Genomic DNA, 12,978 nt, shown 5'->3' on the forward strand with positions numbered 1-12,978 from the left:
CGCCCTGTGCGTGGCTTGTCACGCCACACGTCGCTGAACCAGGAAGTCTCCCTCTCGCTTGTTGTTGTAGGCGTGAGGTCAAGAGCGATACGCCGCATTTGTGGCCCGTGAGCGAGATGTCTACACCAGTCGGCCAGCCTTTAACGAGCTCAGTGGAGTAAGCGTGGCCAGCGCCGCGGGAATCCAGGCTGCCGACGGCTAGCTACTAAGATGTGGCCGGGACGGTGGGTAAGGGCAGGTGCGATGGTGTGTGACGGGAGTCACGCTGGCAGGTAATGGGCGCTCCCTGGCCCTGGTCAAAGTCCCCTGTCTCTATGTCTCTGTCCTTGTCCTGCCCGAGCCGATCCTCTTGGAGGTCTCCCGGTGACGTCAGCCGCGCGGCCGTCCGCTCCGAAGCCCGGTCCTCCTCTGCGCAGGGAGCGTTGGTTCCAGCCGCGCCGTTCGTGGTTCGGATGGGAGCAGGAGGGGCTGGACCATGTACGCGAGCTGATGCCGCAAGTCGAGCCGCACCGGGCGTGGGCGACGTTCCAGTTCACCGGTGCCTCCGGACGGGTCAACGAGTGTGATCTGCTGATCGCTGTGCCTGGTGGCCTTTACCTGCTGGAGCTGAAGGGCCACCCGGGAAGGGTGGTGAATCACGGTGACACCTGGCAGTTCCACGACGAGCGGGTACGCACGCTCAAGAACCCGCTACATCTCACCGATCTCAAGGCCAAGGAGTTGAAGGAACAGCTCACTCGTGCGGCGCGTGCGCTGAACGAGGACCCGAGGCAGGTCCCCTTCATCAAGCCGGCGGTCTTCCTGCACGACCCCGACTTGAACAGCGAGCTCGACGAGTTCCAGCGCACCGCTGTGTACGGGCGCAATGACGGCGGCAGCGGACTTCCGGGAATCTGGGACGGCCTGCTGGGCCTCCCCCCCGAGCGCGAGAGCTGGCGCGTCACCCAGCGGACCGGTCTGTTGCTTGAAAAGCTGATGAAGCACATCGGCGTCAGCCACTCCATGGCTCACCTGCGCTTCGGCGGCGACTGGCGTCTAGAGCCGCGTGCCCTGGACGCAGGCCCCGGCTGGGAGGACCGGCTCGCGACCCGCGACGACGGCCTGGTGAAGGAGAGCGGCCGGGTCAGGATCTACCTCGCCGGCCAGGCAGCCTCAACGCAGCAGCGCGACGCGGTGGACCGGGCGGCTCGCCGTGAGTATCAGGTTCTGCAGGGCATCAACCACCGCGGCATCGTGCAAGCGGTGCAGATCCGGGAGCATGCCGGCGGTCCGGCGATCCTGTTCCGCCACCGCGTCTCGGACCTGCGCCTCGACGCCTACCTCGACGCGTACGGCAGCCGGCTGACCCCCAAGGACCGGCTGGACATGGTGCGCCAGCTCGCCGAGGCGGTCCGATATGCGCACAACCGGTCGCTGTACCACCGTGCCCTCTCGGCCCGTTCGGTGTACGTCTCGGCCGACGAGGACGGCAACGATCCGGTCATCAGGGTTGCGGACTGGCAGACCGCGGCGCGTGACTTCCGGACGACACTGCATCGTTCCCTGGGAGACAGCCCGCTGGACTCCGGGCTGATCGCGGATGTCGCGCAGGTCTACCTCGCCCCCGAGTCCGGCCAGGAGTTCGCCGACCCGGTGGATCTCGATGTGTTCGGTCTGGGCAGTCTGGCGTATCTGCTGCTGACCGGCCGACCGCCCGCCGAGCGCCGCAGCGCGCTGGTGGACCGGCTGGCAGGCGAGGGAGGGCTGCACCCGTACGCGGTCGCCGACGGCGTGTCCACGGTTCTCGACGATCTAGTCTTCCAGGCCACCGCGGCTGACGTACGCCACCGGCCGGTCTCGGCCGACGAGTTCCTGCGGTTGCTGGACGAGGCCGAGGCGGATGCGGCGATCCCCGAATCGGCGGGCGCGCCGGTCGCGGACCCGTTGACGGTGCAGCCCGGGCAGCCGTTGGACGGCACCTGGACAGTCACCCGGGTGCTCGGCACCGGCGCCACGGCTCGCGCACTGCTCGTGCGTCGGACCGGGGACGCTGTCGACGGGCAGGCGGACTTCCCGCGGGTCTTCAAGATCGCCCTTGACCACGAGAAGGACGCCCGCCTGTACGCCGAGGCCGCTGCCCTCAAAGAGGTCGGCGGTGGTCAGATCGTCAAGCTGCTGGCGGACCCCCGTGAGGTCGGCGGTCGCACGGTGCTAGAGATCGAGTACGCGGGGGGCTTCCGCCCGCCTGGCGACCGGGACCCGGTCAGTCTCGGTTCGCGTCTGCGCGGTGAGGGACGGCTGGGTTACGACCAGCTGGAGCGTTTCGGCAACGACCTCTTCGCGGCCTTGGATGCTCTGGCTGCACGGGGCGTGCGCCACCGCGACATCAAACCGGACAACCTCGGCCTGTTCCGGCGCAGCGACGGCTCCTGGCAACTCATGCTGTTCGACTTCTCGCTGGCCGACGTTCCGGACAGGGACGTCCAGGCGGGGACACGCGGCTATCTCGACCCCTTCCTCGGCGGGAGCCGTCGCGCCCGCTACGACGACCACGCCGAGTGGTACGCCGCCGCCGTCACGTTGCATGAGATGGCGTCCGGTGAACGTCCCGTGTGGGGCGACGGCACGGTCGATCCGCTGACGGTCACGAATGCCAAGTTGTATGTCGCCTCCGAGCTGTTCGATCAGGCATTGAGCCAGGGCCTGACCGAGTTCTTCGAGCGTGCGCTGCACCGTGACGCGGAGCAGCGTTACGACAGCCTGCGCGACCTGCAGGAGGCATGGCGTCGGTTGTTCCGTACGGCCGACTCGGCGCGTCCGGCGACCACGCCTGCCACCGTCGGAATGGCCGCCGAGGACATCGAGGATGCCCGTGAGCAGGCTGCGGCAGCCGCCGACCTGAGAACGCCGCTGGATGCGGCGGGCCTGTCGCCGCGTGCCGTGTCGGTGGCCGCTTCTCTCGGTGCCTCGACGGTCGGGGCGCTGCTCGATGTTCCCGCGCACACGATCTCCCGTGCTCGCGGCGCTGGGAACGCGATCCGTAAGGAGCTCAACCGCCGCCACCGCCAGTGGTCGCATGACCTTCGCAAGCGCCCGGAGTCACGCAAACCGGCGGCAATTGCTTTGGACGCCCCGGAGGAGGCGCTGGAGTCGGTGGAGACGCTGGCCGCGCGGCTCATGCCTTCGGAGAATCAGGGGCGTCGTACGAAGCCGCGTCCCGATGTCGTACGCGCCACCCTCCAGTTGCCGGGTGGTGCCGACCTGGGGGACTGGCCGGTGCAGACCGCCATCGCGAAGGCGCTCGACATCAGCCAGAACACGGTTTCCGCGCACCAGCTTGCCGCGGTCGAGCGGTGGGCGGGCCTGCCGTGGATGGACCGGATCCGGGACGAGCTGGCGGCGATACTGTCCGAGCAGGGCAGAGTGATGACCGCCGTGGAGTTGGCGGACGAGCTGCGCGTCCGGCACGGGGCGGGTGACGGCGATGCGGTCGATACGCCGGCCCGGGCGCTGGCAGTGGTCCGCGCGGCGGTGGACACGGAGGCCCGTAAGCGGGACGAGGACGTCGGCTCGGAGGCTCCGGCACGGCTGGCCATGCTGCGGCGTGACGGCCGCGTGCTACTGGCGCTGGAGGACCAGCCCGGTGCGGACGAGCCGACACCCGCCGAACTTGCCGACTACGCGGCGGCACTCGGCGTCGTGGCCGCCAACGTGGCTGTCCGCGACCCACTGCCGGGCCGGGTGACGGTGCTGAGGGAACTCCGCGCGGTCGGTGTGCCCGAGGGCATGCCCCCGCTGGCAGACACCCGGCTCGTCGACCTAGCCGCCGCCATGGCACGGGACATCGGAGTCTCTCCGCGCCTGGAGCTCTATCCTCTGGACCTGCACCTGGACCAGGCGCTGCGGATCTCGCAGGCCGCCGCAGGGGTACGGCCGGACACCGGGATCGGCACCGACGACCTGCTGGCCAGGCTCCGCGCCCGCTTCCCGGCCCTGGCGGTGCTTGCCGACGCCACCTACGTGGAGCTGGAAGAGGCCCTGGACCAGGCCGGCTTCCCGCTCGCCTACGACCAGCAACGCAAGCGTTTTCTGCCACGTGCCCGGGAAGCCGTTGCCTGGCACACCGAGCAGACGGTGTCCGCCCTGGCCAGTACCCGGACGCTCATTGAGGACGCACAGAGCGAGCTGGCGCTCGGCCGTGACCCGCGACGGGTCACGGCCGCCCGCCTCCAGGCGGCTCGTCGGAGGGGTGGTTTCGTCGCTCTCCCGGTCAAGGGTCCGGAACTCCCCGGCTTGGCCGAACAGTTGGCGGAACGTTTCGATGTGACGCCCCTCGCCCTGGACGAGCTGCTCCTCGCGACGCTGTGGGAGCTGGCCCAGGAGCAGGGGGCACCCTGGCAGGCGCTGCTGAAGGCGGATGCCGCGTACGCCGCTTCGGGAAGCATCGGCGCGGGCCTTGCCTCTTACGCACGGCTGGCGCTGGAGCGAGTCTCGGCCCGTATCGAGGAGCTGGCGGCGGCTTCAGGCCCGCGCACGGTTCTCCTCGCTCACCGGGCCGGACTGGTCGCTCGCTACTGGGATGTGGGGGGACGGGAGTTGCTGGTCGCGCTACAGAACGCCGCGGGACGCCCTGCCGTCGCTCCGCATGGCCTCTGGCTGCTCGTTCCCATGGAGGATCCCGAGGCGTCGCCTGCTCTGGACGGCCGCACGGTGGATGTGGTGGACCGGGAGACCCAGCGAGTGGAGCTCAAGGGATTGTTTCTGAAGGAGCTGAAGTCGGGGACGTGGGAGAAGGTGGGCTGACAGGGGCCTTGGCAGCCGCTGTTTTTGGCTGCCCCGGCAGGCAGTCGTTGCCTGTGAGGCGCTCGATGGTGCAGCGGGCCACTGGAGTTCCCCCGCAACCCATAGGCACCTCAACATCGATAGCTTCTTGACCGGGTGTGATGCTGGCCAACTGACCAGATCTGCGTCGGCTCCATACTTACGGGGCTCGGCTACGGGCGATGCTCGCCAGCCGGCCGGTCGGACCGACCTGGGCGCCTTGCAGTGCGCAAGGGGGCCTTGTGTCCCAATTGCCCTTCCGCTCCGAGAAGATCGGCCTACGATCTGACCTGTGCCGGAACCCACCCAGCAACAACACTTCGCCTCGGCCGCGTTGCGGCACTTCCTAGACGGCGACTACCTCCGTAAGGGCAGCCGTCTGCCCTCAGCCGACCACCTCTACGGGTTTGCTGCCGAGTGCGCGGTCAAGAGCCTGCTGCTGTACTTCACGGAGGTGCAGATGGAACCTCTGGAAGGCGAGGAGAAGCCGTCTGCCAAGCCGCGGGCCAGGCACCCGGAGGACGCCGAGCGGATCATCGAGTTCGGTCATGTCAACGAACTCGTCCGTGAGATCAAGCTGTTCGCGAGCGGTCGGTCCGGCGCACCGCTTCACGCCCTGCTCGACAGTGATCTGCGGGCGTTCAGAAGGTGGAATGTTGCCCACCGTTACCGTGACGGCGGGTGGTTGCAAGCCGATGTGGTGGACAAGCGCCGGGAAGCCGCACACCGCATAGTTTCCCTGAATGAAACAGCCGTGATCAACAGAAGGCTCCCGTGAAACCCTCCTCCTTCCCTGTGTACTTCGACGAGGCCCGTGAGCGCGCCTTTGCCATCGCCCGAACGGCAGCAAGACGCGGCTTCCCTGTCCTCCTGGTCCGGGACGTACTGGGCTGCTTCACCCTCATCGTCGACGACACGGACCGCGAGGAGGCGGCGGCAGGCTGCCGGGAGCAGTGGGAGGCGGAGTTCGAGGACCGCATTGGCCGTTACCGGGCCGACCGGGTGGTCCTGCTCGCCTCGGAAATGTTCTCCGCGGGCGCGTTGTTGAACTCCCCGCGTGTGGTGGACGATCCTGACGGCCCGACGGCTGCCGGCTCCGTCCGCTTCCTCGACAACACGGTCGTCGGCGAGGACTGGGCCAGGGTGAGTACACCGGCCCCCGAGGCCGGGAGCCCTCGCAACCATCGCACGGTGCTGTACGGCTTCAAGGGCGGAGTCGGGCGGTCGACGGCCACGGTGATGCTAGCCCGCCATCTCGCGGACCGCGGCCATGCCGTTCTGGTGGTTGATCTGGACCTGGAGTCGCCGGGTGCCGGCCCGCTGCTGATGGGCAAGGAGCTACCCCGTCATGGCCTCGTCGACTACCTGGTGGAATCCGCGGTCGGCAACGCGGAGGGCATGGAGTTCGTGACCCGCTCGTCCTACGCGCCGCGTCGATCCGGTGACAACATCGGCGAGGTTTGGGTGGCCCCGGCGAGGGGGCGCGACCCGGAACCGGGGGGAATCCCGAACGCGTACGTCGACAAGCTGAACCGCGTCTACGCCGACACTCCCGATGCCTCCTTTGCGACCCGCCTGGAGCGTGCAGTCCACGCCTGTGAGGACGCGGTGGCACGGGACGGCGACCACGAGCGGCGTCCGGACGTGGTCCTGCTGGACAGCAGGGCCGGTATCCACGACATCGCCGCCGTCGCCATCTCCCGCCTCTGCGATCTGGCCCTTCTGTTCGGCACGGACAACGCCCAGACGTGGAGCGGATACGGAGACCTGTTCGCCGCCTGGCAGTCCTCGGGCCAGGCTCCGCGCATCCGGGAGAAACTGGGCATGGTCGCCTCGATGGTCCCCGACTCCGTGCACTACCCCCTGGAGTCCTATCTGGAGCGTTTCCGCGCACATGCGCACGAGCGCTTCGAGGTGCTGTACGACGCAGTCGGGGCCGACGAAGTGCAGGACGGCGCACTGCACGACGAGTCCGCTCCGCATTGGGCCGTCCCGATCCTGTTCGAACCGGGCCTGGTGGGCATGGACGCGGCCGACGCTCCGGGCTGGCAGGACCGCCGCTTCGTGAAGGCCGCGTACGGTGAGTTCCTGGAGACCACGACCCGCCGCATCGAGGCCGACCTGCGGGAGCGCAGGGACGACCAGGAAGGACCCCGATGACGGCCGAGGCCCCGCTCACCGCCGCCGAGTACCGCGACCTGCTGTCGACGGCGCTGGAGGAGTCCCCGTACGCCGACACCCGGGCGCCGTCCGCGCACACCCTGTTCATGCCGGACTCACACCGCACCGCTCTGTACGTCGACACAACGGTGGTGCCGGGTGGTCGGGGTGTCGGCAAGACCTTCTGGTACCGCTCGCTGCTCGACGAGGGGCTGCGCGACCTCGTCTCCGCCGAGTACCGCATCAGCCGGCTGCGCCGCGTGATCGTCTCGCCCGGACACGGTCTGGCGATGCAGTCCGAGTCCTACCCGAGCCCTCAGGTCCTGCGGGCCCTGTTGGAGTCCGGGGACACGTTCGACATCTGGTACGCGGTGCTGCTGAACGCCCTGGGTGAGCCGGAGCTGCGCGCCCTGCCCAACTGGTCGGACAAGGTGGCCTGGGTGCGTGTCAACCCGGAGCCGGCCCAGCGCACGATTGAGCGCGCGGACCGGGAGGCGTACGACAAGAACCTGGTTCACCTGCTGCTCTTCGACGCCTTGGAGCACCTGCACAACGACCGCGAGCAGGCGGACCGGCTCGTCGGCGGAATCCTGCGGCTGGCCCTGCAGATGCGCTTCGGCACCCGGAACATCCGGCTCAAGGTGTTCATCCGCCCGGACATGTTCGACTCGGCCCGGCAGCACTTCCCGGACGCCTCGAAGCTGTCGGGTTACGCGGCCGAGCTGACCTGGACGCAGACCGATCTGTACGGGCTGCTCTTCCACTGCCTGGGCAACGAGGACAGTGAGACGGCCCGACGGTTCCAGCGGATCACGGGGGGCTGGGTCTCCGAAGCTGAGGGCACACGCCACGTCCCACCGCTGCTGCTGCGCAACGACGAAGAGTCACAGATCCTGTTGTTCGAGCAGATCGCGGACCCTTTCATGGGCAGCAACTTCCGCAAGGGGAGGCCGTACACCTGGCTGCCCAACCATCTGATGGACGGGAACGGGAGGATCAGCCCGCGTAGCTTCCTCCAGGCGCTCCTGACGGCGGCCGATAGCACGCACACCGCTTACCGGGGCCATGACCGGGCCCTGCATCAGGAGGCGATCCGCGCCGGGGTGCAGAAGGCCTCGCAGCGGCGGGTCCACGAGGTCAGCGAGGACACACCGTGGGTGGAGCTGGCGATACGGCCGCTCGCGGGCTGCCAGGTGCCCATCGAGAAGCAGACGGTGCTGAACCTGTGGGCGGAGAAGAATCTCCCGGCTGAGTTGGCGAAGGACTCCGCCCTGTACGCGCAGGCCGACGAACCCCGCCTGGTGCGGACCGGCCCCCGGCACCCTGATGATCTGCCCCGGCTGATCGACGAGCTGATGTCCCTCGGCGTCATGACTCCGCCCCGTCGTGACGGACGCCTGGACTTGCCCGATGTGTACCGGATCGCGTTCGGGCTCGGGCGCCGGGGCGGGGTGCCGCGTCCGAAGGTGTAGCTCCGGCGGCTGGCTGCCGGACCGGGCGGCCAGGCTGGCAGGATGGACGGATACGCCGTGACCACGCGGCAGGCTTGTCGGGGATGGGAAGAGGTTCCGCCGGTGTCGTCTGAGGAAGCCCGTACGACGACGGGTGCGTCGCAGGACCGCGAGGCGATGTTCGAGAGCCTGCTCAAGGAATTGCAGAAGCAGGTCGCGCTGCTGGAGGACGACCTCCGGGCGAGGGCGCGGGAAGAGCCGTTCAGCGGGTCTCTTGCGGCCGAGTACCAGCATGCCGTGGCTGCGGATCGAACGGACGGCGGCACTTACGGGACATGGCTCGACGGACGCCTGGTGCAGATTGCCGCAGCCTGGGTCCTGGCTTGCGTCTTCGTCCGTTTCAGCGAGGACAACGGGCTCATCCGCGACGCCTGGCTGTCCGGCCCCGGCGAGCGTCTACTTGAGGCCCAGGACCGCCACGAGGAGCACTTCCGGAAGCACCCAGACCAGAACGACCGTGACTGGCTGAAGGCCTCCTTCGACGCCCTCGCCGACGCGCACCCGACGGCGGCGGCTCTCTTCGACGAGCGCCACAACCCGATGGGGGAGGTCACGCCGTCCTACGAGGCGGCGGCCCGACTGCTCGCCTTCTGGCGCGAACGGGGCGCGGACAACGAGGTCCGCTACGACTTTACCGACCCGGAGCTGAACACCCGCTTCCTCGGCGACCTCTACCAGGACCTCTCCGAGCACGCCCGCAAGACGTACGCGCTGCTCCAGACCCCGGTCTTCGTGGAGGAGTTCATCCTCGACCTCACGCTGGAACCGGCTGTCGAGGAATTCGGCCTCGACCCGGTTTGGAAGCACAAGCCGGACGACTGGCGGGGCGAGCTGGACGAGGACGATCAAGTGCGCGGCCTGCGCTGCATCGACCCCGCGTGCGGCTCAGGCCACTTCCTGCTCGGCCTGTTCGAGCGGATTCTCGCGAAGTGGCGCGAGCTGGAGCCGGGCACGGACCGGTGGCTACTAATCCGCCGTGCTCTGGAGTCCGTGCACGGCGCGGACAAGAACCCGTACGCGGCCTCCATCGCCCGCTTCCGGCTGCTGGTCGCGGCGCTGAAGGAGGGCGAAGTACGCGAGCTCCGACGGGCTCCCTCCTTGCCGATCCGGATTGCGGTGGGGGACTCGCTGCTGCACGGTCGGGAGGCCGGTCAGGAGGACGGGCAGACGTTCGACGACGTCGAGCGCGAGGTGTTCACGTACCGGACGGAGGACGTCCAGGAGTACGTCGAGAGTACGGATCTGCTGGGGCGCGGCTCGTATCACGTGGTCGTGGCTAACCCGCCGTACATCACGGTCAAGGACAAGCAAGAGAACCAGAATTACCGGGATGTGTACTGGGCCTGCTCACGTCAGTACGCACTGTCGGTGCCGTTCGCCCAGCGGATTTTTGAGCTGGCGATCCGATCCAGTGGCGACCAGCGGAATGGTGGATTCACCGGACAGATCACCTCGAACTCCTTCATGAAGCGGGAATTCGGGAAGCTCCTCATCGAGTCGTACTTCCACGGCGGGCCGTACAAGGACCCGAAGAGCAGGAAGAAGCGCGACTTCGGAGGCGTGGAGCTCTCGCACATTATTGACACCTCCGGGGCTTACATTCCGGGGCATGGGACACCGACGGTGATTCTAGCCGGGCGGAATCAGATGGCACGGCAGGCGGACCCGATCCGGGCTGTGCTGGGTGTGCAGGGAGAAGCCGGCGTGCCGCCTGAAGCTGCGCAAGGAGAGGTTTGGCAGGCGATCGTCAGGAATGTTGGGAAACCTGGGTATGAGTCGAAGTGGGTCTCGGTAGAGGATGCTGAGCGCGTTCGGTTCTCTAAATTTCCCTGGACTCTGTCCGGGGGTGGTGCCCCCAGCGTCATGGGTGCGATTGAAAAGGCGCCTAGGCGTCTGGGCGTAGCTGTGGCGGAGCTCGGGCGCACCACGCACACAGGGCTCGATGAGGCGTATTACATGCCGCCGTCTGCTGCTGACACTCGTCAGTTGTCACTAGGTACCGTGCCCGTCATCCTGGGTGAGGAAGTCCGCGAGTACGGTATTCAGCCAAGCACTTGCACTTTTTTCCCCTATGTCACGATCGCGCCCACGAATATCAGGGGATGGGCGAGGGATATCGATGACTCGGAATGTCGATTCGTATGGCGCAACCGCACAGTTTTGCGTGAACGATTGGACTTCGGAGAGACACCCGAACAGCGTGGTCTCCGCTGGTTCGATCACAGTATGTTCTTTCCGAGGAGGTACCGGGAGCCGCTTTCCATCGCTTTCGCTTTTGTGGCCACGCATAATCACTTTGTGCTGGATCGCGGCGGAAAGGTGTTCAATCGTTCCGCGCCGGTGATCAAGCTTCCGGAGAAGGCGACCGAGGAGCAGCATCTTGAGTTGATGGGGGTGCTGAACTCCTCGGCGGCTTGCTTCTGGTTGAAGCAGGTTAGCCAGGGTAAGGGGGGCAGTGGCCTCGGGCGCGGAGTGCAAGACGAGGAATGGGAGGAGCGCTACGAATTTACCGGTACCAAGCTTCAGGAATTCCCGCTCCCGTCAGAGCTCCCGCTCGCCCTCGCCCGCGAACTTGACACACTCGCCCAGCAGTTGGGCGAGTACGAGCCTTCCGCCCTCACTGCGTCCGGCACCCCCACCCGTTCCGTCATGCTCGACGCCTCCGAGGCGCAAGAGCGGATCCGTTCCTGCATGATCCTCTTGCAGGAGGAGCTGGACTGGGCCGTGTACGGGGCTTACGGACTGCTTACGCCCAAGGAAGTGGCGCGTACCACGCTCGGCGGCGACCCTGTCGGCCTGGGGGGCGCCGACGTGCTGCGCCTTCGGCTCGGCGAGCGGGCTTTCGAGATCGCCCTCAAGCGCCAGGTCGACGCTGGCGAGGCCGACACCGCCTGGTTCGACCGCCATCATTCAACGGAAACGGCCACTACTGAGATCCCGGCCGACTGGCCCAAGGCGTACCGCCAGGTCGTTCAGGCGCGGCTCGACATCATAGAGTCGAACAAGGACATCCGGCTGCTGGAGCGCCCCGAGTACAAGAGGCGCTGGTCCATCGAGTCCTGGAAGAAGCGCGAGGCGGCTGCCCTGCGGGCCTGGTTGCTCGATGCTGCCGAGCGCAAGGATCTGTGGTTCGAGGAGCGCAACGACTACATCGCGCCCCGCACGCTCTCCGTGTTCCAGCTCGCCGACGCCCTACGGCACGATGAGGACGTCCAAGCCGTCGCCGCGCTCTACGCTGCCGACCACCTCGACAACCGTGACGCCTCGCTCGCCACTGTGCTCGCAGCCGTCATCGAGGCCGAGCATGTCCCGTACCTCGCTGCCCTCCGCTACAAGGAGTCCGGCCTGCGTAAGCGCGAGCAGTGGGAGCACGTATGGGAGCAGCAGCGCGAGGAGGACCGGACCGGGGAACGGCTCGACATCAAGGTGCCGCCGAAGTACACCGGCGCCGATTTTCTCAAGCACTCCTACTGGTCGAACCGCGGCAAGCTCGACGTGCCCAAGGAGCGATTCGTCTCCTATCCCGGCGCCTCCACGGACAACGACCCGTCCCTCCTCCTCGGCTGGGCCGGCTGGAACCACCGTGACCAGGCCGAGGCCCTGGTGAACCTGCTCATGGACCGTTCCTCGGTGGACGGTTGGAGCACGGATGATCCGCGCTTCGTGCCCCTGCTCGCGGGGTTGCAGGAGACCATGCCGTGGGTCCACCAGTGGTACGACGCTTACGACGAGGAGTGGGGCGACAACCCCGCCCAGGAATTCCAGACCGCGCTGAACCGTGGATCTGTGGACCGCAACCTGTCACATGATGATCTACGTGCCTGGCGCCCGGAGAATAGGCGGGCCGGCCGAAGGAAGGCCGCCGAGTAGGGTGCGGGGCAGCAGTGGAGGGGGCCTTCGCGCAGACGCGGGGAAGGCCCCCTGCCCGTCAGGCAGTCTCGCCATCGTTCGGCTCGCGCAGCGACGCCGACGGCTCGCCCTCGTGCCCGCTGCCGACTCTGGCTGGACCTCGATCTGCATGTGATCGGTGCGCAGGGGGTGGCTGCCTGATGGACGCCCTGCCGAACGCCGCAACTCAGTCCGTCGTACCGCTCACTACGCCGCCGCGCCTGCCCCCTGGACGGCACCTGAGGGCAAGCCCTGTTTCCTCGTCGCCGACGACGGGAGCAGCCACTTCTCCCGGCTGGCCGATGAGACGGAGACAGTGCAGCTGGAGATGGGGATCGAGATCCTCGACCACGCCCGCGCGGTGCTGGGGAACACCATGTCCCCGTACAGCGAGGTGCGGTACGCCGGGATCAGGCTCGCCGAATGCCTCAGCGATGCGCTGCGGGTTGCCGAGTCGCGCGGGATGCGCCTGCCGTACGTGCCCGACGAGGACGAGGACGAGGACATGGGTATCGAGAACACCGACGACGGCAGGACCGGTGAGAGGGCCGACCCGGCTCGGCTGACCTCTGGGGACGCACCCCACGGCGGGTAGCTGCGTGCGCCTCTTCTGCCGGAC

General features: G+C 67.7%; 6 protein-coding genes. All 6 read left to right on the top strand.

What is annotated here, in order from left to right; all coding sequences use genetic code 11:
- Positions 1-363 precede the first annotated feature (363 nt).
- A complete protein-coding gene (gene pglW, locus ACGFSA_RS14530; protein WP_393304006.1) occupies positions 364-4,782 on the top strand; it encodes a BREX system serine/threonine kinase PglW in 4,419 nt (1,472 codons plus the stop codon).
- Positions 4,783-5,092: 310 nt separating this feature from the next.
- Positions 5,093-5,578 (top strand): hypothetical protein, encoded by a 486-nt coding sequence (locus ACGFSA_RS14535; RefSeq protein WP_393304008.1) that lies wholly within the window; start codon positions 5,093-5,095, stop codon positions 5,576-5,578.
- The gene (locus ACGFSA_RS14540) at positions 5,575-6,960 is read left to right on the top strand and encodes a KGGVGR-motif variant AAA ATPase (RefSeq protein ID WP_393304010.1); all 1,386 of its coding nucleotides are present in this window, start codon (positions 5,575-5,577) and stop codon (positions 6,958-6,960) included. The genes ACGFSA_RS14535 and ACGFSA_RS14540 overlap by 4 nt, the downstream gene beginning before the upstream one ends.
- Entirely contained in the window at positions 6,957-8,432 is a 1,476-nt protein-coding gene (locus ACGFSA_RS14545) for a hypothetical protein (protein ID WP_393304012.1), read from the top strand. Before ACGFSA_RS14540 ends, ACGFSA_RS14545 begins: the two co-directional genes overlap by 4 nt.
- Before the next feature lie 156 nt (positions 8,433-8,588).
- Complete coding sequence (gene pglX, locus ACGFSA_RS14550; RefSeq protein ID WP_393304038.1) at positions 8,589-12,341, top strand: BREX-2 system adenine-specific DNA-methyltransferase PglX; 3,753 nt, start codon at positions 8,589-8,591, stop codon at positions 12,339-12,341.
- A gap of 334 nt (positions 12,342-12,675) precedes the next feature.
- The gene (locus ACGFSA_RS14555; protein WP_393304014.1) at positions 12,676-12,954 is read left to right on the top strand and encodes a hypothetical protein; all 279 of its coding nucleotides are present in this window, start codon (positions 12,676-12,678) and stop codon (positions 12,952-12,954) included.
- The last annotated feature ends 24 nt before the right edge of the window (positions 12,955-12,978 follow it).

Source organism: Streptomyces sp. NPDC048496 (genome assembly GCF_043200055.1).
GTDB lineage: Bacteria > Actinomycetota > Actinomycetes > Streptomycetales > Streptomycetaceae > Streptomyces.